Source organism: Streptococcus marimammalium DSM 18627, from assembly GCF_000380045.1.
In the GTDB taxonomy this organism is placed as follows: Bacteria; Bacillota; Bacilli; order Lactobacillales; family Streptococcaceae; genus Streptococcus; species Streptococcus marimammalium.
In genome coordinates this window covers 37,622-60,201 of the sequence record NZ_KB904360.1, presented here as the reverse complement: position 1 = coordinate 60,201, position 22,580 = coordinate 37,622, and the positions used below count along the sequence as shown (strand labels likewise).

The 22,580-nt window shown below is 34.1% G+C and carries 29 protein-coding genes; 25 read left to right on the top strand and 4 right to left on the bottom strand.

The features are described from left to right. Positions 1-103 precede the first annotated feature (103 nt). The 14 genes from comGA to A3I1_RS0106905 all read left to right on the top strand — a co-directional run bounded on the left by comGA (position 104) and on the right by A3I1_RS0106905 (position 9,601). Complete coding sequence (gene comGA, locus A3I1_RS0106970) at positions 104-1,045, top strand: competence type IV pilus ATPase ComGA (RefSeq protein WP_018370567.1); 942 nt, start codon at positions 104-106, stop codon at positions 1,043-1,045. After that, positions 996-2,006, top strand: coding sequence for a competence type IV pilus assembly protein ComGB (gene comGB, locus A3I1_RS0106965; protein ID WP_051069678.1), 1,011 nt, complete (start codon positions 996-998; stop codon positions 2,004-2,006). Before comGA ends, comGB begins: the two co-directional genes overlap by 50 nt. Positions 2,007-2,010: 4 nt before the next feature. Beyond that, positions 2,011-2,340 carry a competence type IV pilus major pilin ComGC gene (comGC, locus tag A3I1_RS0106960; RefSeq protein ID WP_018370565.1) on the top strand — a complete coding sequence of 110 codons (330 nt, stop codon included), beginning with the start codon at positions 2,011-2,013 and terminating at the stop codon, positions 2,338-2,340. Then, positions 2,300-2,743, top strand: coding sequence for a competence type IV pilus minor pilin ComGD (gene comGD, locus A3I1_RS0106955; RefSeq protein WP_018370564.1), 444 nt, complete (start codon positions 2,300-2,302; stop codon positions 2,741-2,743). Before comGC ends, comGD begins: the two co-directional genes overlap by 41 nt. Before the next feature lie 28 nt (positions 2,744-2,771). Next, entirely contained in the window at positions 2,772-2,990 is a 219-nt protein-coding gene (comGE, locus tag A3I1_RS0106950) for a competence system putative prepilin ComGE (RefSeq protein WP_149031815.1), read from the top strand. Further along, complete coding sequence (comGF, locus tag A3I1_RS0106945) at positions 2,977-3,411, top strand: competence type IV pilus minor pilin ComGF (RefSeq protein WP_018370562.1); 435 nt, start codon at positions 2,977-2,979, stop codon at positions 3,409-3,411. The genes comGE and comGF overlap by 14 nt, the downstream gene beginning before the upstream one ends. Continuing rightward, positions 3,389-3,724 carry a competence type IV pilus minor pilin ComGG gene (comGG, locus tag A3I1_RS0106940; protein ID WP_018370561.1) on the top strand — a complete coding sequence of 112 codons (336 nt, stop codon included), beginning with the start codon at positions 3,389-3,391 and terminating at the stop codon, positions 3,722-3,724. Before comGF ends, comGG begins: the two co-directional genes overlap by 23 nt. 62 nt (positions 3,725-3,786) lie before the next feature. Beyond that, positions 3,787-4,740 carry a class I SAM-dependent methyltransferase gene (locus A3I1_RS0106935; protein ID WP_018370560.1) on the top strand — a complete coding sequence of 318 codons (954 nt, stop codon included), beginning with the start codon at positions 3,787-3,789 and terminating at the stop codon, positions 4,738-4,740. Between the two features lie 54 nt (positions 4,741-4,794). Continuing rightward, complete coding sequence (locus A3I1_RS0106930; protein ID WP_018370559.1) at positions 4,795-5,994, top strand: acetate kinase; 1,200 nt, start codon at positions 4,795-4,797, stop codon at positions 5,992-5,994. A gap of 467 nt (positions 5,995-6,461) precedes the next feature. Beyond that, complete coding sequence (locus A3I1_RS0106925) at positions 6,462-7,430, top strand: hypothetical protein (protein WP_018370558.1); 969 nt, start codon at positions 6,462-6,464, stop codon at positions 7,428-7,430. Between the two features lie 66 nt (positions 7,431-7,496). Continuing rightward, positions 7,497-7,871, top strand: a complete 375-nt coding sequence (locus A3I1_RS08275; protein WP_018370557.1) for a hypothetical protein — start codon at positions 7,497-7,499, stop codon at positions 7,869-7,871. A gap of 66 nt (positions 7,872-7,937) precedes the next feature. Then, entirely contained in the window at positions 7,938-8,282 is a 345-nt protein-coding gene (locus A3I1_RS08270) for a hypothetical protein (protein ID WP_018370556.1), read from the top strand. A 121-nt stretch (positions 8,283-8,403) separates the two neighbouring features. Beyond that, entirely contained in the window at positions 8,404-8,607 is a 204-nt protein-coding gene (locus tag A3I1_RS0106910) for a helix-turn-helix transcriptional regulator (protein ID WP_026216803.1), read from the top strand. Between the two features lie 316 nt (positions 8,608-8,923). Then, positions 8,924-9,601 (top strand): CPBP family intramembrane glutamic endopeptidase, encoded by a 678-nt coding sequence (locus tag A3I1_RS0106905; protein ID WP_018370554.1) that lies wholly within the window; start codon positions 8,924-8,926, stop codon positions 9,599-9,601. Positions 9,602-9,657: 56 nt separating this feature from the next. On the opposite strand, the gene pepA is transcribed toward A3I1_RS0106905, so the two are convergent. Then, positions 9,658-10,725: a glutamyl aminopeptidase gene (gene pepA, locus A3I1_RS0106900; protein ID WP_018370553.1), complete on the bottom strand. Its 1,068-nt coding sequence runs from the start codon at positions 10,723-10,725 to the stop codon at positions 9,658-9,660. 89 nt (positions 10,726-10,814) lie between these two features. Between pepA and A3I1_RS0106895 the strand changes: the two genes are divergently transcribed. From A3I1_RS0106895 to A3I1_RS0106865, 7 genes are all read left to right on the top strand, one after another. After that, complete coding sequence (locus tag A3I1_RS0106895; RefSeq protein WP_018370552.1) at positions 10,815-11,111, top strand: DUF4651 domain-containing protein; 297 nt, start codon at positions 10,815-10,817, stop codon at positions 11,109-11,111. After that, complete coding sequence (locus A3I1_RS0106890) at positions 11,108-11,425, top strand: thioredoxin family protein (protein ID WP_018370551.1); 318 nt, start codon at positions 11,108-11,110, stop codon at positions 11,423-11,425. Before A3I1_RS0106895 ends, A3I1_RS0106890 begins: the two co-directional genes overlap by 4 nt. Before the next feature lie 9 nt (positions 11,426-11,434). Next, positions 11,435-12,058, top strand: a complete 624-nt coding sequence (gene ytpR, locus A3I1_RS0106885; protein ID WP_018370550.1) for a YtpR family tRNA-binding protein — start codon at positions 11,435-11,437, stop codon at positions 12,056-12,058. Positions 12,059-12,196: 138 nt separating this feature from the next. Next, positions 12,197-12,592 carry a single-stranded DNA-binding protein gene (locus A3I1_RS0106880; protein WP_018370549.1) on the top strand — a complete coding sequence of 132 codons (396 nt, stop codon included), beginning with the start codon at positions 12,197-12,199 and terminating at the stop codon, positions 12,590-12,592. Between the two features lie 126 nt (positions 12,593-12,718). Next, positions 12,719-13,003: a co-chaperone GroES gene (gene groES, locus A3I1_RS0106875; RefSeq protein WP_018370548.1), complete on the top strand. Its 285-nt coding sequence runs from the start codon at positions 12,719-12,721 to the stop codon at positions 13,001-13,003. Positions 13,004-13,013: 10 nt separating this feature from the next. After that, entirely contained in the window at positions 13,014-14,636 is a 1,623-nt protein-coding gene (gene groL, locus A3I1_RS0106870) for a chaperonin GroEL (protein ID WP_018370547.1), read from the top strand. 257 nt (positions 14,637-14,893) lie between these two features. Continuing rightward, positions 14,894-16,543, top strand: coding sequence for a TcaA 3rd/4th domain-containing protein (locus A3I1_RS0106865; RefSeq protein ID WP_018370546.1), 1,650 nt, complete (start codon positions 14,894-14,896; stop codon positions 16,541-16,543). A 30-nt stretch (positions 16,544-16,573) separates the two neighbouring features. Here the strand turns inward: A3I1_RS0106865 and A3I1_RS0106860 are convergent, their stop codons facing one another. Continuing rightward, a complete protein-coding gene (locus A3I1_RS0106860; protein WP_018370545.1) occupies positions 16,574-17,437 on the bottom strand; it encodes an RluA family pseudouridine synthase in 864 nt (287 codons plus the stop codon). Between the two features lie 124 nt (positions 17,438-17,561). Between A3I1_RS0106860 and pbp2a the strand changes: the two genes are divergently transcribed. From pbp2a to nusG, 4 genes are all read left to right on the top strand, one after another. Continuing rightward, a complete protein-coding gene (gene pbp2a / locus A3I1_RS0106855) occupies positions 17,562-19,835 on the top strand; it encodes a penicillin-binding protein PBP2A (protein WP_018370544.1) in 2,274 nt (757 codons plus the stop codon). Positions 19,836-19,883: 48 nt separating this feature from the next. Then, complete coding sequence (gene rpmG, locus A3I1_RS08400) at positions 19,884-20,036, top strand: 50S ribosomal protein L33 (RefSeq protein ID WP_083899806.1); 153 nt, start codon at positions 19,884-19,886, stop codon at positions 20,034-20,036. 10 nt (positions 20,037-20,046) lie between these two features. Further along, entirely contained in the window at positions 20,047-20,223 is a 177-nt protein-coding gene (gene secE / locus A3I1_RS0106850; RefSeq protein ID WP_018370543.1) for a preprotein translocase subunit SecE, read from the top strand. A gap of 89 nt (positions 20,224-20,312) precedes the next feature. Further along, on the top strand, positions 20,313-20,852 hold the full coding sequence (nusG, locus tag A3I1_RS0106845) for a transcription termination/antitermination protein NusG (RefSeq protein ID WP_018370542.1): 540 nt from the start codon (positions 20,313-20,315) through the stop codon (positions 20,850-20,852). Positions 20,853-20,946: 94 nt separating this feature from the next. Here the strand turns inward: nusG and A3I1_RS0106840 are convergent, their stop codons facing one another. Together A3I1_RS0106840 and A3I1_RS0106835 are read right to left on the bottom strand one after the other, a co-directional pair. After that, entirely contained in the window at positions 20,947-21,606 is a 660-nt protein-coding gene (locus A3I1_RS0106840; RefSeq protein WP_018370541.1) for a DUF1129 domain-containing protein, read from the bottom strand. Between the two features lie 22 nt (positions 21,607-21,628). Next, the gene (locus A3I1_RS0106835) at positions 21,629-22,573 is read right to left on the bottom strand and encodes a magnesium transporter CorA family protein (RefSeq protein ID WP_018370540.1); all 945 of its coding nucleotides are present in this window, start codon (positions 22,571-22,573) and stop codon (positions 21,629-21,631) included. Positions 22,574-22,580 lie beyond the last annotated feature (7 nt).

Genomic DNA, 22,580 nt, shown 5'->3' with positions numbered 1-22,580 from the left:
CAAAAACCTATTCTAGTCAATCTTTTAACTAGAATAGGTTTTTTGTTATGAAATTTTTTATTTTAAGACTAATATTACGAATAACTAGATGAAGGGGAAAATAATGATACAAGAATTAGGAAGAAACATTATTAAAAAAGCTGTTGAAAAACAGGCTCAGGACATCTATCTTATTCCTAAAAGTAAACAGTATGAGTTATATATGAGGATAAAAGATAACAGAAAATGGGTGGCTACTTATCCCCATGAAGAAATGGCAGGTTTGATTAGTCATTTTAAATTTGTTTCTGGGATGAATGTTGGTGAAAAAAGACGAAGTCAACTCGGTTCATGTGACTATTTTTATAAAGACAATACCTCTATTTCATTAAGATTATCAAGTGTTAGTGATTATAAAGGATTTGAGAGTTTAGTTATTCGCCTTTTATTTGAAAAGCAAGAGAATTTAGAGTTTTGGTTTGATGATGACAAAAAAATGCTTAACGAAACCTATGTTCGTGGTCTTTATCTTTTCTCAGGACCAGTTGGAAGTGGCAAGACTACTCTAATGTATCATTTACTTAGAAAAAAATTTCCAGATAAACAAATAATGACGATTGAAGATCCAGTTGAAATGAAACAAGAAAATATGCTCCAACTTCAGATTAATAATAGTATTGACATGACTTATGAGCGCCTCATCAAATTATCATTAAGGCACAGACCAGACGTGTTAATTATTGGTGAAATTAGAGATGCTGAGACTGCAAGAGCAGTTATTAGAGCAAGTCTTACTGGTGTTATCATTTTTTCAACAATACACGCCAAAAGCATCCCGGGTGTCTATCATCGATTATTAGAATTGGGAATTAGTAAAAAAGAACTAACACACACTCTTAATGGAGTAGCTTACCAAAGACTAATTGGAGGGAGAGCACTTATTGATTTTACCAAAGAAGATTTTCAGATTCATACCAAAGCTAATTGGAATAAGAAGCTTGCACAACTTGTTGCAGATGGACATATCACTAAGGAGCAAAAAGAAGCCGAAGAGATTATCTATTAAACAACAAAAAAAGGTTGTTCAATTATTCAATAACCTTTATGCAAGTGGCTTCACACTATCAGAGACTATTATTTTCTTAGAGCGAAGTCATATGTTGAAAGAGCCACTTACTAACCAAATGAAAACTGGTTTACTTAGTGGATTAAGTCTGTCACATATTTTTTCTTCAATAGGCTTTTCAGATAATGTTGTGACGCAAATAGCACTTGCTGATAGTCATGGCAATATTCAAAAAAGTCTAAGCAAGATTGATGATTATCTTGAAAATATTATTCTAGTAAAGAAAAAACTGATTGAAGTGGCCACTTACCCCATGGTATTACTGGGATTTATGATGTTAATCATGATGGGCTTAAAAAATTATATGCTGCTTGATGTTGAAAATGCTAATCTAGCAACCAGGATAATTTCTCAGTTTCCAAATGTTTTTTTTGCTTTTTTATTTGCCCTTGTAGGATTAATCATTTTAGGTTATGGTCTATCTCATCGTCTTGGGAAAATGAAACTGTATCGTTTTATTAGCCGAATTCCTTTTTTAGGTAGTTTTATTCAGTGCTACTTAAGTGCAATTTTTGCTCGTGAGTGGGGAAATCTAATAGGTCAAGGAATTGAGCTTTCAGTTGTTGTCAAATTGATGCAAGAACAAAAATCAATGCTGTTTCAAGAAATTGGTCAACAACTAGAACAAGCCTTGTTATCTGGTATGACTTTTCATGAAAAAATAGCTAGCTACCCTTTTTTTATTAAGGAATTAAGCTTAATCATTGAATATGGTCAAATCAAATCAAAGCTTGGACTAGAATTAGAAATTTATGCTCAAGAACTTTGGAATTTATTTTTTAACAAGGTCACAAAAGCGACACAACTGATTCAACCAATTGTTTTTCTCTTTGTAGCTATCGTCATTGTGATGATTTATGCTGCCATGCTCTTACCTATTTATCAAACCTTGGAGGTTTAATTCTATGAAAAAAACACTACTTACTTTTTTAAAAAAGAAAACTGTTAAAGCTTTTACATTAATTGAAATGCTGATGGTCTTGTTTATTATTTCGGTTTTGCTGCTTCTTTTTGTTCCTAACTTGAACAAGCAAAAAGAGAAAATTGAAGCCACTGGTAATGCTGCCATTGTTAAAATTGTTGAGAGTCAAGCTGATCTTTATGAACTTGGGTCAAATGATACAGCTAGTATTTCTAAATTATTGGCTGATGGTAGCATCACTCAAAAACAAGAAGCAAGCTATAAGGAGTACTATGCTAATCATACAGAAGAAACCCAAAAAGTACCAAATTAAAGCTTTTACATTGATTGAAAGTTTACTGGCACTAGCTACAACCAGTTTCTTAGTGCTTGGTTTATCAGCTTCAGTATCAACGATTCTCACACAAATGGAAGAACGATTGTTCTTTTTGAATCTTGAATATCTTTATCAAGACACCCAAAAGCTTAGCCTAGCTTCACAAAAAAAGAGGAGTATTATCTTTAATAAACAGACAGTTTCAACAGATCGTGAAATATTAAAGATACCTGAAAGTGTTCATTTAAAAGAAAGTCTGACAATAACTTTTAGTCAGACTGGAGGGAATTCATCTTTAAAGAAAATTATCTTTGAAACAGACCATCAGATGATTAAATATCAATTATATATAGGGAGTGGAAAATATAAAAAAGACATTGAAAGCCTACATTCTCCTTGAAAGTTTGATAGCTCTATCCTTATTGGTTATGGTGACAACTCTTATTTTAGGAGAACTCAGTAAAGATAGTCAAAGAATCAAAGACAACATTAAGCAAGAACAAATTTTAAATGTTGCTAGTATGCTAATTCAGATCAACCAAAGTGAGATAACAGTTGATGGAATAACCGTTACCGTCAAAGAAACATCTAGTAGTATAAGAGTCTTTCATGAGGGAGAGGAAGTGATGTCAGTTGCTGAAAAATAATGTTAAAGCCTTCACTTTATTAGAATGCCTTGTATCTCTTTTAGTTATTGCAGGAAGTTTGACTATTTATCAAGGACTCACAAAAAGCCTGAATAGTCACATCACTCACCTTTTGATACATGATGATGAAGAGTGGTTACTATTTTGTCAACAATTACGAAAAGAGTGGGAGGGTAGTCATTTTGACAGGATAGAAAATCAAAAATTATACCTCACTAAAAATCAGAAAGCATTAGCCTTTGGGAAGTACAAAAAAGATGATTTTAGAAAAACAAGTGCTAGTGGTCGAGGTTATCAGCCCATGATTTATCAAGTCAAAGAAGTAATATTTGAAAAAAAACAACAAATTGTCAGCTTAAAACTAACTTTTAACGATGGGAAAGAAAGGAGTTTTGTCTATGCTTTTAAAGAAAAAAGTTAAGGCAGGTATTCTCATCTATGCTCTTCTTATTTCAACAATTTTTGCCACTCTTTTACAATTTTACTTAGGACGAGTTATTGCCAGTCAAAGACAGCACCAAGCTCAAATCAGTCAAAGTCAGTCTTATTTAATGGCACATATGACTGCTAGAATAGCTAGTAAAGATATGGGTCAACTCATCTTTAAAGAAGGACAAACAAGCTACAAAAAAACAAAAGAGAATATCGCCATCCAAGTGCAACTGACAAATCATCAGACTTTTTCCTACACTTTTTTGACCTCCTCTTTAGAGAGTCGCCAAAAAACGAAGTAAGCCAGAAAAGGCTTTCTTTTCTTTTGTCTTTATTTTTGATATGATTAGACAAGGAGGAAAATATGAATTTCGAGACTATTGAACAAGCCTTTCATCTCATTTGGGAGAACACACAGCTCCTTTCAAATCAATTGAAGACAAGTCTTTATGATGCTTTAATTGAGCAAAATGGGTATTACTTAGAAGGCAAAGAAGAAACACCAACTATCAAAGAAAATAATAGCAAGCTTCACCATTTATCTCTAAGTAAGGAAGAATGGCGCAAAACTTTTGAATACCTCTTTATCAAAATCAATCAATATGAAAAATTACAGACCAACCACCAATTTACACCAGATGCTATTGGTTTTTTGATTTTGTTTTTAATGGAAACACTGACAGCTGATAAGCCACTAACAGTGATAGAAATGGGAAGTGGGACAGGTAATCTTGCTCAGACTATCATCACTAATAGTAAGAAAGAACTCACTTACTTGGGAATTGAATTAGATGATTTATTAATCGATTTAGCAGCCAGTATTTCTGAAATTATCGACTCATCAGTGAGTTTTTTCCAAGCAGATGCCGTTCGTCCTCATATTTTAAAAGAAAGTGATGTGATTATCAGTGATTTACCAGTAGGCTATTACCCTAATGATGCTATTGCTTCAAGGTATCAGGTGGTAGCCAAAGAAGGTCATACCTATGCCCATCATTTGATGATGGAACAAGCTGTTAAATACCTTAAAGAAGATGGCGTTGCTATTTTTTTAGCACCTGTAAATCTTTTAACGAGTAAGCAGAGGGATTCTCTAAAGCATTGGTTGATAGATGCGGTGGATTTATTAGGGGTCATCACCTTACCAGAAAATATTTTTGGAAGTAAAGAAAATGCTAAGTCACTTTTTCTAATGAGAAAAAAATCTCATAAAAGTATCAAAACATTTGTTTATCCGATATCGGATTTGCAAAATAAAGAAAGTCTTGTTGATTTTATGGGAAATTTTAAAAAATGGGTTAAAGACCATTACAATTAAGTTAAATTTTGCTATAATGGAACAATAGAAAGAAAGGCTTTATTGAGGTGAATTATGTCAAAAACGATTGCAATTAACGCTGGAAGTTCAAGTCTTAAATGGCAACTTTATAGAATGCCAGATGAAGAGGTATTAGCAAAAGGGGCTATCGAGAGAATTGGTAAATCAGATGCTATCTCTACTGTAAAATATGGAGATAAAAAAGAAGAAGAGATTCTTGAAATCCTAGACCATACAGAAGCAGTTAAATTACTACTTTCTGATCTTAAAAAATATGGTATCATCCAAGAATTTGAAGAAATTACAGGCGTTGGTCATCGTGTTGTGGCTGGTGGAGAAGACTTTAGTGATTCTGTTATTTTAGATGATGCAGCTATTGAAAAAGTGGCTGAACTTGCCAAATTGGCACCTCTTCATAATGGTGCAGCTGCTGATGGGATGAGAGCATTTAAGAAATTATTGCCAAACATTACGAGTGTAGCTGTCTTTGATACCGCTTATCATTCAAGTATGCCGGAAGTGGCTTACCGCTACCCAATTGCTGAAAAATACTACACTGACTTTAAAGTTCGTAAATACGGAGCACACGGAACAAGTCATTTCTATGTTTCAAGAGAGGCAGCAAGACTTTTAGGGAAACCCGTTGACGAGCTGAAAATCATTACCGCTCATATCGGAAATGGTGTTTCAATCACCGCTAACTTATATGGTAAGAGTGTTGATACTTCAATGGGATTCACACCTCTAGCTGGACCAATGATGGGAACTCGTTCTGGAGATATCGATCCAGCTATCATTCCTTACTTGGTTAATGAAGTATCAGAATTAAAAGACGCTGCTGCAGTTATTAATATGCTTAACAAAGAGTCAGGTCTTGCTGGTGTTTCTGCTCTTTCAAATGACATGCGTGACATTGAAAATGCTAAAGAAAATGGCGATGAAAAAGCAACTCTTGCATACGAGATGTTTGTTGATCGCATTAAGAAATTCATCGGACAATACCTAGCTGTTTTAAATGGTGCAGATGCCATTGTCTTTACTGCTGGTATGGGTGAAAATGGTACAGAAATGCGTCAAGACATCATTGATGGTCTCTCATGGTTTGGTTTAGAACTTGACCCAGAAAAAAATGTCTTTGGGAACCATGGTATCATCTCAAGCGAGAAGTCTCGTGTGGCTGTTTTGTCAGTTCCAACTGATGAAGAATTGATGATAACACGTGACGTGGAACGCTTGAAAAACCAAAATAAGTAAGAAAATTAAGGAAGTCGTTAGGCAACTAACGGCTTTTTTGTTGCTGATAAAAAGCATAAATACCCGTATAAAACGCGCTTAAAAAAACCATTTTATGGATAATCATACTGATTAAAGCAAGAATTGTCTAATACTATAGTGCTATCAAAGCCAAATTGCAAAACAAGTTTTTTTCAAATAACAAGTCAATTATTCTTGAAATATCATCAGTGAAAAGGCTCTAAATATGGTATAATATAAAAAAGTATAAAGATACGGGAAGATGTCATGGCAAAAACTATCTAAATCTCCATCCATTACCTTTTTTCTAATTATAAGTGAACAAATGGTACCATTACTTTTGTTAGTGAATACAGAGATAAAAAATAAATGAAAAAGATGTTAGTGATGCAAATTTTGATACATCTGAGTTTAAATATAGTATATCTATTAAATAATTTGAAAACATATAAAGGAAGTGACTGTGTATGAAACATTTAAAAAACAAATATATCATTTTTAGTGCAACAGGCTTAATTGTAGTTGCTCTAATACTAGGGTATCTCTGGATGAAAGCAAGCAGAGAAAATGACATGGTGAAATCTGATGCAATGAAGTCTGCTAAAGTGTTAAGTGATTTAGCTGACAATAAAGATGATAACGCAGAAGATAGTACTGATGTTGACATAGAAAAAGGAATTCCCAAAGAGATACAGGGAACATGGTTTGTAGAACTTAATAACTCTACACCTATGTATTTAGAGTATGATGAAGATGGTAAGGTGACAGAGTATTCCTACGTTGATGGTGTCAGAGAGGCAAAAGAATTCCAGCTGACTGGTGTTGCTAAAGTGACAGACCATGCATACCGATTTGTCATAGAAGACAATGCAAATAATTTCCACTTGTTTGCAAAGCCAGGTTTAGGTGGAGCGTATTTGAAAAAAACTGATAGAGCTAACAAAACAAAGCGTATAGACATAGGTGTATACTTAGACAATGGCAATATCTATCCACAGATATGGGTTGTTAAAGATGGTTTGAGCGCTGAAAAAATTTATAAAAATGGTGGTAATATAAAAGGTGTTAAGTATTACGGAGACATTCCATACTATGAAGACAGGACATCAACCGATGATGTTAACATTGGAAATACCATTAAGCAGAAAAATCTGACCACTGATGAAGTGAACACTTGGGCGATTAACATTTATCTTTCTCAATACAATGATAGAGATGTCAGCTATAATGATGTTCATGCAGAAAGTGAGATGCTGTCTGATGGTTTAGTGTACATCACAATCACCGATATGTATCATCGTGTTAACTCTCCTGATGGTATTCATACAAATCCTAGATGGACCAAATATCGTGTCAATGCTGATGGTTTTTTAGAGATGGAAGTGCATTGGGGTGCAGGTGATTGGTCTGTAGTCAGCACTAACTATTTGGAATAAGTTGGGATTATCTGGATCTACTTGGTTAATGAGCTATTGAAAGTGGGGAGGTAGGAGAGAATCGTTATGGGTATGTTAGAAGCAGTTTCTTTAAGAATACTGTTTGAAGAGACTTTTGAAGTCCAGCAAATCATATATCAAATAATAAACTCACAAGATTTTAATCATTATGAGTTATATACTGGATTGATTCCCTTTCTTTCTTCTATAGTAGATGGACTAATAGAGAAGTTGAAATTAAAAAAAATTGAATTTACTAATATAGGAAGCGTTCCTTTTGATAAATTTGTTAAATATACTAGAGTAAGTATTAAATTATATTCTGATAAAATGCCGAATAAAGCCAATAAAAAATTAAAAAAAGAGGGATATGAAAGATTACGAATTTTAAAAACAGATTATAATTTTTTTCAGAAATCATATGTAAAAAGTTTTGGATAACCGGATTTAGGAGTTTTTAAAATTAATGGTTTTCATTATGCAAATACTAGTCAATTGAGTATTTATTTGTCAAAATTTTTTGCTATTTCTGACAATTCTTCGTTAAATAAGCAGATGGTAGAGTTGAATAATTTTTTAAGAATTTATGTTGAAAATTTATCCTCTCTTGTTTTTTCTGTAATAGGTTGTCTTGAAAAAAATCATCAGAGTATAATAACGAATTATTTGAAATCATGGACACTAGATTTATTGATAACATTCTTTCAAAAAGGGAGGCATCAAAAGAAAGCTAGTTATGCCAATATTGAAAAGCAAAGCCAAGATTTACTGACTATGCTAAGGCAGCTCAAAGGCACAACACCGAAAGCACAGACAGAGTTTGACAACTTTTTGAAAGAGTTTAAGCGATAATCAAAACTGTTAGAGTTATCTAACAGTTTTTTCAGTCTTTATATCTTGACAAAATAGTATTTGGCGATTATACTATTAATGTAAAGTAAACTATACATTTCAGGTGATAGAAAGACAAGCGATGAAAACGAGAATTCAGGAGCTGAGAAAGGTGCGAAAACTCAGTCAAGCAGAACTAGCAGAATCTTTAGGTGTCACGCGCCAAACGATTATCTCTCTTGAGAGGGGGAAGTATACGGCATCTTTAGAATTGGCTTTTAAGATTGCCAAATTTTTTAACCAATCGATTGAGGATATTTTTTTATTTGAGGAAGACGAGGATTAACAATCTCTTTAATGAGTTATTTTTTAGGGATTATCACTATCAGCCTTTATCAAAGGTATTTGCTTGGCAATAAGAAAATTTTAATGCTTTTTTTATCAAGTTTGCTGACGAACGTCAGTCCTATCTTCAAAATTTGGTAGCTCAAATCACCCAAATCATTGCAACCCTCTTCCCCAGCGTTTTAGTTTTTACAACCATTTTTATCTCGCTACTTCTATCTAGTTATTACAGATAACTATTATCATCATTTAGGTATATAATATTTTACTCATCAAATTATTATTAGAAAATTACTTTAAGGAGTTACTATTAGAAAATGAATAAATTAAAATCAATTGCCTTTGGCGTACTTGTTTTATTACTTTGGGTAGGTGTTCTTCTTTTAGGACAGATACCGATTGGCTTTTTTGTTGGTGTCAATGAATTAGCAAATAGTGAGTTTGATCTTTTTCAGATTATTATGACTATTTTGATACAGTTAGCGACTATTTTTGCCTTTCTTTATTTTGCTGTTAAAAAGCAATTTATCTCACTTAAAGAAAAACTATCCCCCATCATAACTATCCTTGTTGTTGCTATTGGTTATCCAATGATATTACTTGGTAGTATATTAGGTAGTCTTTTAATATCTTCTGAAGGACAGGTTACAACCAACAATCAGCAACTTATCCTCGATTTAATTAGTCGTGTACCGATGCCTGTCATGTTTGTCATGATTGTCCTTGCAGCACCTATCATGGAAGAGCTTTTGTTTAGAAAGTTTTTACCCTATTATCTTTTTAAAGATAAACCAACTCTTGGTTTAGTCGTTGGTGGTCTTTTGTTCACTTTATTTCATATGCCGACAGACTTTGGTAGTTTTATTATCTATGGGTTAATGAGTAGTGTTCTAACTTTTGTGGTTTATAAGACCAAGAGAATTGAATACAGTATCTTACTACATTTTTTCAATAATCTGATTGCCTTTTTATTGATTTTTTTGAATATGGGTTAGGCTTTTTGCTAAACGAAAAAAACATTTGAGAAAACCTCAAATGTTTTTATGTTTTCTTAGTAGCCTTTAATCGTATTAACTGTTGATCGATCAAGACGTTTGATGATGGCTTGCAAGTAGGCTTGTGCTTCTAGGAAGTCATCCATAGCATAAAGTGTTTGGTGAGAATGGATATAGCGAGCACAAACACCAATGGTTGTAGACGGAATTCCACCATTTTTTAGGTGAGCTGCTCCTGCATCTGTGCCACCTTTTCCTGTGTAATACTGATATTTAACACCAGCAGACTCAGCAGTATCAAGGAGGAAGTCACGCATGTCTTTGAGCATGATGTGGCCTGGATCATAGAATCGAATCAGAGTACCCTCACCGACTTTACCTTGGTCACCGTAAACATCACCTGCTGGAGAGCAATCAACAGCAAAGAACAATTCGGGGTCAAATTTGGTTGTTGCAACATGGGCACCACGAAGCCCAACTTCTTCTTGAACATTGGCACCAGCAATGAGGCTATTTGACAATTTGGTATTTTTTAGGCTTTCTATAAGTTCAGTTACCATTAAAACACCGTAACGATTATCCCAAGCCTTACTGATAATATTTTTTTGGTTAGCAGTAAGAATAGTTTCAGAAGCCGGGACAATAATATCACCAGGGGTAATATCAAACGCTTCAGCTTCTTTTTTATCAGTAAAACCAGCATCAAAAATAATATCTGACACTTTAGGCAGACTAGATGCACCACCTGATTCTCTTAAGAGATGTGGAGGAACTGATCCGGAAATTAAAGGAATGGCTTGTCCATTTCTTGTGTAGAGGGTGAAGCGTTGTGAGCTAATCACAAGCGGATTCCAACCACCGATTGGAACGACACGTAGGGTACCATCTGATTTAATCTCACTCACCATAAAACCAACTTCATCCATGTGAGCAGCCACCATTATGCGTGGAGCATCAGTTATTTGACTATTTTTGATACCAAAAATACCACCCAGACCATCTGTTTCTACATTATCAACGAGTGGTGTTATTTTTTGACGTAAAAAGTGACGGATATTGTGTTCATAGCCAGCAATCCCATCTAATTCAGTGACTTCCTTAATTTTATTAAATAAACTTGTCATATTTACCTCATTTCTATAGTTTCTATTATAGCAAAAATTAAAAACATTTTAAGCATAAAAATTAAAAGAATTATGTTAGAATATAAGATATGAATAAAAAGAAATTTTGGTTATCCACAGGCTTATTATTGGGGACACCAGCATTTTTAGGTATTGCCGCTTTTTTAGGCCATAAAAAACAAGTTAAGAATCAAAAAACGGAATCTGAGATTTTGGGTGAAGTTCGTTCTTTTTTTGCTTCTTTTGGTGTCATTAAGGTGGTTTATATCAGTTCATTTAACCCTGCTAAAAAAGAAGCACAAGGGGGAGTTGTTTTTGATGATGACATCACCTTTTTCTTTCATTATCTAGAAGGGGATATTAATTATAAGGAGAGTGAACAATGATTATTCCAAAATCATTAGAAGATATCGCAACATTAGTAGAAGGACCTGATAAAGTAGTATTATTTTTCACTGCTAACTGGTGTGGAGACTGCCGTTTTATCCATCCAACTATGCCTGAAATTGAAGCAGAAAATGATTCATTTGTGTTTGTAGAAGTAGATCGTGATAAATATATGCCATTGGCACAAAAATGGGATATTTTTGGTATTCCAAGTTTCGTTGCTATTCAAAATGGTAAAGAATTAGGACGACTTGTTAATAAAAATCGTAAAACAAAAGAAGAAATCAATCAATTTTTAGCAAGTCTAGGCTAAGGAGGACATATGATTTTCACTTATAATAAAAACCATGTCGGCGATGTCTTGATGGTTATTGTAGGAAATGATAATGGTAAGTCTGTTGCTGTTGAGAGAAAAGGGCGTGTGGCACGCGTCTTTTTACAAGATACCAAGAAAACAGTAGCATGGAATATTTTTGATGCTTCAGAAGTGATAGCGATTGAAGGCAATGGTCAAATCACGCTTTCTGATGTTGAATTAGCTGCATTTAATCAAGAAATAGCAAAAGCTGGTTTTTCTGAATCTTTAGAAAATCCTCAAGAACCAAGTTTTGTTGTTGGTGAAATTGTAGCTATGGAAGCTCATCCTGATAGTGACCACCTCAATATCTGCCAAGTGAAAGTTGCTGCAGATAAAGAGATTCAAATTGTTGCAGGGGCACCAAATGCTCGCACTGGTCTTAAAACGATTGTTGCCCTAGATGGTGCAATGATGCCAAATGGCAGTCTTATCTTCTCAGGAAAACTAAGGGGTGAAGATAGCTTTGGGATGATGTGCTCACCACGAGAATTAGCCCTACCTAATGCGCCACAAAAAAGAGGCATTATCGAATTAGATGATAGTGCCATCATTGGTGAAGCCTTTGATATTAAAAAACACTGGCAGTAAAAGAATATAAGAAGATAAAAAGAGAAGATGAAAAGTCTTCTTTTTTCTTTTTTAAAGAATGATAGGATAGATGTGAGTTAAAATTTATATTGTATTTTTCTAATTTTATTTCGAATAAAGAGATAAGGAGGAAGATAAATGTTTAATAAAGTCTTAATGATTGGCAGATTGACTGCCACACCCGAACTTGTCACGACACCCAATGATAAGAGTGTCACAAGAGCAACTTTAGCTGTTGGTAGACGTTTCAAAGGAAAAGATGGTGAAAGAGAAACTGATTTTATCTCCGTTGTTGTCTGGGGGAAACTAGCAGAAGTTTTAGTCAGCTATGGGACAAAAGGTAGCCTTATTGCTGTCGACGGTGAGTGGCGTACAAGAAAGTATGACAAAGATAAGGTGACCCACTATGTTAGTGAACTTCTATGCTCGTCCTTTCAATTGTTAGAAAGTAAAACTCAGCGTGCTATGCGTGAAAACAATATCTCCACTGACATTGCTGACCTTGTCTTGGATGAGGAAGAACTTCCTTTTTAAAAAATTCGAAAAAGTAATCATAGAGATTGCTTTTTTCTTGACTATTTTTGACCAAGTGATACAATAAGAGGTAGCATTAGCACTCAACGTATAAGAGTGCTAATAAAATATTTTCGGAGGTACTATATGTTAAAACCATTAGGCGATCGTCTGGTCGTAAAAGTAAGTGAAGAAAAAGAAAAAAAAGTTGGTGGCTTTGTTATTGCCGGTGCTAGTCAAGAAAAAACAAAGACAGCAGAAATTATGGCTGTTGGTGATGGTGTCAGAACACTTAATGGTGAACTTGTTGCACCAAGTGTTCAAGTTGGTCAAACTATTTTAATGGATAGTTTTTCTGGAACAGAAGTCAAGTATAATGACCAAGATTTAGTTATTGTTCGTGAATCAGATATTTTAGCAATTGTAGAATAAGGAGAAACTCATGGCAAAAGATATTAAATTTTCAGCTGACGCACGTGCTAGTATGGTACGTGGCGTTGATATTTTAGCAGATACTGTTAAAGTAACACTTGGTCCTAAGGGACGTAATGTGGTTCTTGAAAAATCTTTTGGATCCCCGCTTATTACTAATGATGGGGTCACTATCGCAAAAGAAATTGAATTAGAAGATCATTTTGAAAATATGGGTGCAAAACTTGTTTCAGAAGTTGCTTCTAAGACTAATGATATTGCAGGAGATGGAACGACAACAGCCACAGTTTTAACTCAAGCTATTGTCCGTGAAGGATTAAAAAACGTGACAGCAGGTGCCAATCCAATTGGTATTCGTCGTGGGATTGAATCAGCCGTTGCTGTTGCAGTAGAAGAACTGCAAGCTATTTCTCAAGAGGTTAAAAACAAAGAATCCATCGCTCAAGTAGCTGCTGTATCGTCTCGTAGTGAAAAAGTCGGTGAATACATCAGTGAAGCGATGGAGCGTGTTGGTAAAGATGGTGTTATCACTATTGAGGAATCAAAAGGAATGGCAACAGAACTTGAAGTGGTCGAAGGAATGCAATTTGATCGTGGTTATTTATCCCAATATATGGTTACTGATAACGAAAAAATGGTTGCAGACCTTGATAACCCATTTATTTTAATCACTGATAAGAAAATTTCTAACATTCAAGATATTTTACCTCTTTTAGAAGAAATTCTAAAAACTAGTCGTCCTCTTCTTATTATTGCTGATGATGTTGATGGGGAAGCTCTTCCAACTCTTGTTTTAAACAAGATTCGTGGAACATTTAACGTGGTAGCTGTTAAAGCACCAGGCTTTGGTGATAGAAGAAAAGCTATGCTTGAAGATATTGCTATTTTAACAGGTGGTACTGTCATCACTGAAGATCTTGGTCTAGAATTAAAAGACGCGACAATGGATGCTCTTGGTCAAGCAAGCAAAGTATCAATTGATAAGGATAATACAGTCATTGTTGAGGGTGCAGGTGATTCAAATGCAATTAGCAACCGAGTTAATATGATTAAATCTCAATTAGAAACGACTACATCTGATTTTGACCGTGAAAAATTACAAGAACGCCTAGCTAAACTAGCTGGTGGTGTAGCAGTTGTTAAAGTTGGTGCTGCTACAGAAACTGAGTTAAAAGAGATGAAATTACGCATTGAAGATGCTTTAAATGCAACACGAGCTGCTGTTGAAGAAGGTATTGTTGCTGGTGGAGGTACTGCTCTTGTTAACATTATCGAAAAAGTTGCTGCTATTGAACTGACTGATGATGCAAACACTGGACGTAATATCGTTCTTCGTGCCCTTGAAGAACCAGTTCGTCAAATTGCATATAATGCTGGTTACGAGGGTTCAGTTGTGATTGATAAGCTAAAAAATAGTCCTGTTGGCATTGGTTTTAATGCTGCCAACGGAGAATGGGTTAACATGATTGAAGCCGGAATTATTGACCCTGTGAAAGTAACTCGCTCAGCTCTTCAAAATGCTGCTAGTGTAGCAAGTCTTATTTTAACAACAGAAGCTGTTGTTGCTAATCAACCAGAACCAACAAGCCCTACCCCAACAATGGATCCTTCAATGATGGGTGGCATGATGTAAAATAGAAACCCTTGTTTATCAAGGGTTTTTATTTGTTTTAAAAATACTTTTTAGAGAAAAGAGAAAGAAAAAGTTTGTTTTTCGAATAAATTAATGAAGGACATTGAATATTAGTTATCAAAGTTTAATTTTTTGGTAAAAAAGAAGGTTTTTCCTGCTAATACCACTATTTGGCTTTCTTCTTATAGCCTAAATTTGTTATAATGAGAGTAAATATGATAACATTATCAATGTTATACTAAACAAAGGAGATGAAAATGGAAACTATTAAAATGTTTCTCAAAATGAAAAAGGTTAAAATTAGTTTAATCATCACAGCTGTTTCTATCTTAATATTAGGGATAATTGGCTTTTCCTATTATTCCAAAGAAGCAAGTATTGATCGATACGTTTCAGCTAGAACTAAAGATGGTGATGTGTTTGAAAATATTAAACCTTATATTGTCTGGGCAGATGACAATACTATTATCTCAATGAATGATGCTAAATATACAACGTTCACAAAGTTAGAAAATAAAAAAGAAAAAGAAGCTTTAAAAAAAGAGCTACAAGAAGCAGACGAAACAGCCAATTTCTACGTCAAAAGTGTTGGCAGTAAATTTGGTATTTTTCCAGACTATAAGATAGCTGTCAAACCAATGTCACTAACAATTAAAACTAACGTTAATAAGATGGATATTTTATTAAATGATAAAAAAGTTGTTCAAAGTAACAGTGATAATTATAGTGTGACTCTTGATAAATTACCAACAGCAGATTATACAGCTTCTATCAGTGGTTTTTATAAAGGGAAAAAAGTTGACATTAGTAAAAGCTATGATGGTAAAGAAACTGTTATTGATTTAAGTGTACTCTTTAAAACCTTTAAGGTTAAAAGCAATATCACAACGGGAGAACTCTATTTTGATGAAAGACGAATTGGCAATTTGAAAAATGGGGAATTTGATGTTTCTGAATATCCAACATCTGATTCTGTAGATGTTTACGTCAAAAAGCAATTTCCTGATGGGGATTTGATATCTAATAAAGTTGCTATGAATAGTATTGAAGATAATGTTGTTGTTGAATTAAATAGTGACAAAGCTCTTGATGTTGAAAAAGCAGGTCAGGTTTTGGTGGACTCCTTCAATAAATTGCTAATCTATTACAGCAGTGCTCAAGATGCTTCTGATATTAAAACTATTTTTGAAAATGGTGCTAATAACGACTATTATAAATTGTTAAAAGAAAGTATCAAAGCTAAAACACAAAGCGACTCTAGGAGAGCCTCTAGTTTATCAATTCCAGAAATTGTAATTAACCATGTCACTCAAGTAGGAGTTGATAGTTACGCATTAAACTATTCAACCACTTATGATTACTATTATGATGAATCAACAGATCCACAAAATGGAACAACTGGACATCTCTATCAAAGATTAACTGGTGAAGCTATCATCAAGGTGGCTAAAGACGGTATGATTTTTGCTAAGAGTGGGCATGTTCCATTAGCTGTAATCAGTGAGAACAATCAAGTCAAAAGACCTGGTATTTTCCCTAAACATCTCATAGGAACATGGCAAATCAAGGATAAAGATTATACAGCAACACTAACCTTTGCAGAAGATGGAACGGTTTCTAAGAAAACCGTCTTTAATGATAAGAATAAAAAAGATGAAGTGGGTACTGCTAGAGTAGAAGAACTTATCGAAACTGGTGAAAACACCTATCGCTTTATGTATACTTCTGAATCAGATGTTACTACTTTCACAATTTTATCTGGTTTAGGCGGTGTTAATATCGTCTATGATTATGGTATTATCATCAAGGAAAATGAAATTAATCTGGTTATTTGGTCAGGTTCAAAAGACCAAGCCATTGATTACTCGCAAGGCTATATCAGCCCTAAGATGACTAAGATTAACTAAGTTATTAGATAAAACTCAAAAAGGGCTCGCCTAGGCAAGTCCTTTTTGAAAAGTTTTTGAATCTCCTTTAATACAAATTTCTTCTAATGTTAAAGGATGTCTAAAACGTAGTTGGTAAGCATGAAGCATTAAACGGTTATTTGATTTTTTAGGGCTATATAAAGGATCACCAACGATTGGATAGTGGTGATAAGCAAGATGGACTCTAATTTGATGTGTTCTTCCCGTTTCCAACTGACATCTAACAAGTGTTGTCTTTGGGAAATACTGAAGAGCTTTAACAATTGTTAGAGCTATTAGTCCATTTTGCTCATCTACTACTCGTTTTCGCCTATCATGTCTGTGGCGTCCTATTTTATCTGTAAAAGACATAGTTGTTTGTGGAAATTGATTGAAAACTAGGGCTAGATAGTCACGCTTAATCTTTTTTTGCTCTAATAAACGATTTAAAATGGGTAGAATAAAAGGGTTTTTAGCGAACAGGACAAGTCCGCTTGTTTCCATGTCGAGACGATGAACAACATAACAAGCATGCCCAACATAGGCAGAGACATGATTAAGCAGAGCTATTTCAGCTGGTTCATTGCCATGAGTTTTCATTCCTTCGGGTTTGTTAACAATAATGAGGTGTTCGTCTTCATACAGGCAATCAATAAGCTCTTTTTGTCCAAATGGAATTATTTTTTCAGGATAATCCTCTTCATCAAACAATAAGACAATTTGATCTCCCTTTTCAACTAATTCTTGCCAATGAACTGGCTTACCGTTTATGAGGATATTTTTTTTCAGACGTAAAAAGTGACGAATTTTTCTAGGAATTAAGCATTTTTCTTCCAATAGTTCTTTGACGGTCACTTGTCCATAGTGGTTAGTAAATGATATTTTTAAAGTCATGGTCTTATTATACCATCTTCTTAATTTTTTCTTAAGCATGACTCGTTGAAAAATGATTCTTACCAAAGAAACATAAAGACAATTTTATTATGACGATTTTCTTAGAAATTGCTATAATGTGGGTATGACTATTTTAGATTTATTAAAGAAAAAATTTTTCCTAGATAATGAGCAAACATTATCTGAGCAAGAAATGGCAGAAGAAAAAATAATTGAAGAAGATGAGATACCACCAAAAAACGAGTTTTATGAAAGGAGAAACTCTTATCAACGTAGTAGTTCCGTTTCACATGAAAAAACGAAGAAAAAAGGATTTTTTCATCGCTTTCAATTGTCGCCAAATAATCCAATTAGAAAGTTTTGGCATCGCTATAATTTGACAAAAATAATGATTATTGCTTTTTCAACTCTGATTTTACTGACTTGTGGCTATTTGTTTTATCTTGCAAAAACTGCTAATGTATCAGACCTTCAAAGTGCTTTAAGAGCAACAACTGTTATTTATGATCGTAAAGGCGAGTATGCAGGAACCCTATCAGGGCAAAAAGGGAATTATGTAGAACTTGATGCTATTAGTGATGATTTAGAGAAGGCTGTCATTGCGACTGAGGATAGAAGTTTTTATGAAAATAATGGAATTAACTTCCAAAGAACTTTCCTTGCTGTTTTAACATTGGGTCGTTCAGGAGGTGGTTCGACCATTACTCAGCAATTAGCAAAAAATGCTTATCTTACACAAGATCAAACAATTAAGCGAAAAGCGCGTGAATTTTTTCTAGCACTCGAATTGACAAAAAAATATAGTAAAGACGATATTTTAACCATGTATCTCAATAATTCTTACTTTGGGAATGGTGTTTGGGGTGTTGAAGATGCTAGTCAGAAATATTTTGGCGTCTCTGCCAGTCAGCTTACTCTTGATGAGGCAGCTACCCTAGCAGGGATGTTAAAAGGGCCTGAAATATACAATCCCTATTATTCTATTGAAAATGCAACCAATCGACGAAATACAGTTCTTCAATCCATGGTTTCTGCTGGTAAACTTGAACAAATTGTTGCAGATGAATACATGGCTATAAATATGGAAAGCCGTCTAAACGATACTTATGAAGGAAAAGTTGATGATTATAGATACCCATCATACTTTGATGCTGTTATTAATGAAGCCATTTCTGAATATGGTTTAAGTGAAAAAGATATTGTCAATAATGGTTATAAAATCTATACTACTTTAGACCAAAATTATCAAATTGGGATGCAAGAAACCTTTAATAACGATACTTTATTCCCCACTTCTTATGTCGATGGCACAAGTGCTCAAGGCGCGAGTGTTGCTCTTGATCCAAAAGATGGAGGGGTGCGAGGTCTTGTAGGACGTGTTAACAGCTCAGAAGAAATGATTTTTAGGAGTTTTAATTATGCTACACAAGCTAAAAGAAGCCCAGCATCAACCATTAAACCTTTAATGGTTTATTCCCCAGCAATTGCTTCAGGCTGGGAACCTGAAAGAGAATTACCAAATATAGTTCAAGATTTTGATGGGTATACCCCGCATAACTATGGTGGCTTTGAATCAGATCCTATACCAATGTATCAAGCCTTAGCAAATTCTTATAATATTCCTGCTGTTTATACACTCAAAGAATTGGGTATCAATAAAGCCTTTTCTTATGGTAAAAAATTTGGACTAAATTTATCAAAAACTAATAAGGAGTTGGGGGTGGCTCTTGGTTCAGGAGTATCCAGCAATCCATTAGAAATGGCTCAAGCTTATGCTGTTTTTGCAAATAATGGTGTCATGCCAAAAGCTCATCTAATAACGAGAATTGAAACAGCTAGTGGCACCGTTATAAAAGAGTTTAAACCAACTTCAACAAAGGTATTAAATCAATCAGATGCCAAAAAAATGACCAGTATGATGCTTGGAACTTTTTCAAATGGTACAGGTATCAATGCTAATGTTTATGGCTATACTTTAGCTGGAAAAACAGGAACAACAGAAGCAGACTTTAATCCTGATTTAGCAACAGATCAATGGGTTATTGGCTATACGCCAGATGTTGTTATAAGTCAGTGGATTGGTTTTGATAAACCTGATGAAAATCACTATTTGAGTGATTCAAGTGCAGGAACAGCATCGACTATTTTTAGTATGCAAGCTAGCTATATCTTGCCTTATACCGAAGGAACAGCCTTTAGTGAAAGTAGTACCTATGCAGAAAATGGAATTTCTGCTATCACCAATACAGCTACTGAAGAGCAATCTCAAAGTATTATTGATAGTCTTCAAGAATCTGTTCAAGAAGCGGCAAAAAATATTAGAAGTGCTGTTGATGAGTCAGGTATTATTGAACGTGTTCAAGATACATGGCAAGATATTATTAATTATTTCAGATAACTTGCGTGAATGAAAAAATAATGATAAAATGAAATTTACGGAGGCGTTATGACTCAAAAAAAAGCAAGTCTAGCTTGCATTGATTGTGGTTCAAGAAATTATTCAATAACGATAAGCTCTACCCCAAAAACAACTAGACTAGAAGTTAATAAATTTTGTAAACATTGTGCTCACTACACATTACATAAAGAAACCAGATAAGGAGACTCTCGTGGCATTTATTAAGGGTATTTTCACATTATTAAAAGAAACAACATGGCCAAGTAGAAAAAAACGTTGGTATGATTTCATTTCTATTTTAGAATACACTGCCTTTTTTGCATTAGTGATTTTCATTTTTGACCATCTACTTTCTTTAGGGATTTTAGATTTATTAAATCGATTTTAGATTTGCAAGCCTCTAGGATTTTGTGATATAATAAAATAAACAATAAACATAAAGCCGATTCCGGCTTTTTTATTATGAAAGGAAGCGCTATGTTAGATAGTTTTGATAAAGGATGGTTTGTGTTACAAACTTATTCAGGATATGAAAATAAAGTAAAAGAAAATTTATTACAACGAGCACAAACATACAATATGCTTGAAAATATTTTACGTGTTGAAATTCCAACACAAACAGTTAATGTTGAAAAAAATGGTCAAACTAAAGAAGTTGAAGAAAATCGTTTCCCAGGTTATGTTTTAGTAGAAATGGTTATGACTGATGAGGCTTGGTTTGTTGTTCGTAACACCCCTAATGTTACTGGATTTGTTGGCTCTCACGGGAATCGTTCTAAACCAACCCCACTTCTTGAAGAAGAAATTAGATCTATCTTAATTTCAATGGGACAATCTGTTGATGTTATTGATACCAATATCAAAGAAGGTGATATGGTTCAAATTATTGACGGTGCTTTTATTGGACAAGAAGGACGTGTGGTTGAAATTGAAAATAACAAGGTTAAAATTATGCTTAATATGTTTGGTACAGAAACAGCTGCAGAATTAGAATTGTATCAAATTGCTGAGCTTTAATAGCTGATAGATATTTGAATTTAAATTAATTAACGTAAAAAGGATGACTAAGGTCATCCTTTTTAACTACTATTTTAATTGATTAATAGGATTTTTAACGTTTAGGAGTCATTGCATTTAAAACATTATACTTTTTTTGTAGGTAATAACGTGCTCCAAAAGCAACAGCTGCAACAAATAATAGCCCCATAAAAGGTAGAGGAATATTAATACTTGTTGGTAAAAAGCTTGATGAAGCAGAAACCAAGAGCCAAAGTGCCATTGCTAGTGTTAATATACCAACTGTTTTTAAAAAGCTAGGACGCTGTGATTTGGGTTTACCTGTATGACGATAAATATTATGATAAACGGCATACATAGCGCCACCCCCACCAAATCCAAGGAGAATCAGTGATAAAATACCAGTCGTTGTAGCTGCAGGATTAACAAGGCTCATAGCTGCATTAACAAAGGCGACGATAGCAATAAATAATAGAGAAGTATCTAACCACATTAGCCATGGGTTAGTATTTTTTGTTGCAGTTTCTTTTTCTTTTTGCAACGCTTCATCACTAAACTGACTAGCCCAGATTGTTGGTGCTCCAAGAAATGTTCTTGCAGGGACACCTTTTTGTTGTTGTTCTAATATTTGAGGAATGATATCCTCAAGAATAGTTTTGATGTCACCATCACTTTTACCGTCTTTAATCAATTGATTAGTTGCGATATGGATAAATTCTTGATTTTTTTTAGTAAGTTTATTAAGCATTTGCATGTATTTCTCCTATTTTTGTCGTTTAAAACCATTTTTTCCTGAAAAAGTAAATAACTACTGAGGCACTACCAATCGCAGCTAATAAAACAATTAGCCAAAAAGCTTGTGGCATATCATTTAAAGGGAGATTATTATTTTTAAAGTTCATCCCGTAGGCAGAAAATACCACCGTTGGAATATCAAGTGCCATTGTCATCAAGGCAAGAGTTTTCATAATTGTATTTTGATTGTTCGATATAATTGAAGCTGTAGTTTCTGTCATGGCATTAAGGACATTTTCATAAATCCCTGCCATCTCAATTGCCTGCTGAGTTTCAATCAAAGTGTCTTCTAATAAATCTTCATCTTCAACATATTTTTTTAAACTACTATTATGACTGGCTAATTTTTTAACAATTCGCTCATTGAATTTTAAAGAAGCTTTCAGATAGACAATCGATTTTTCAAGTTCCATCATGTCAATTAGCTGTTCGTTTCTTGTTGCTCTTTCTAATCTAGCTTCAATTCGATCTGTTTGGCGGTCAATTGTTCTTAAGGCTGATAGATAAAGCTCAGCATTACGATATAAAATCTGAAATACAAATCGAGTTTTCATGAAAGTATTGAAGTTTTTGACACGCTTACTAAAAAAAATATCAAAAAGACTTAATTCTTCTAAGCAAGTTGTAATAACAGCTGTTTTTGTAATGATTATCCCTAAAGGAATAGTGACATAATAGGTTTTGTTGTTACGCTCTTCATGGGTTGGGACGTCAACTAGAATGAGTGTATAATCATCTTCAACCGATACACGAGAAGTTTCCTCTGCATCAAGAGGTGCTCTTAAATCGGCAATATCTATGTTGAAGGCCTCAGCTAAACTAACAGATTCTTCCTGGGAAGGGTTTACCAAATTAATCCAAGCACCTGGCTCAAATGTTTTAATCTCTTCAAAATGTGTTGCTCGTGAAAGAAACATTTGTTTCATTAGTAGC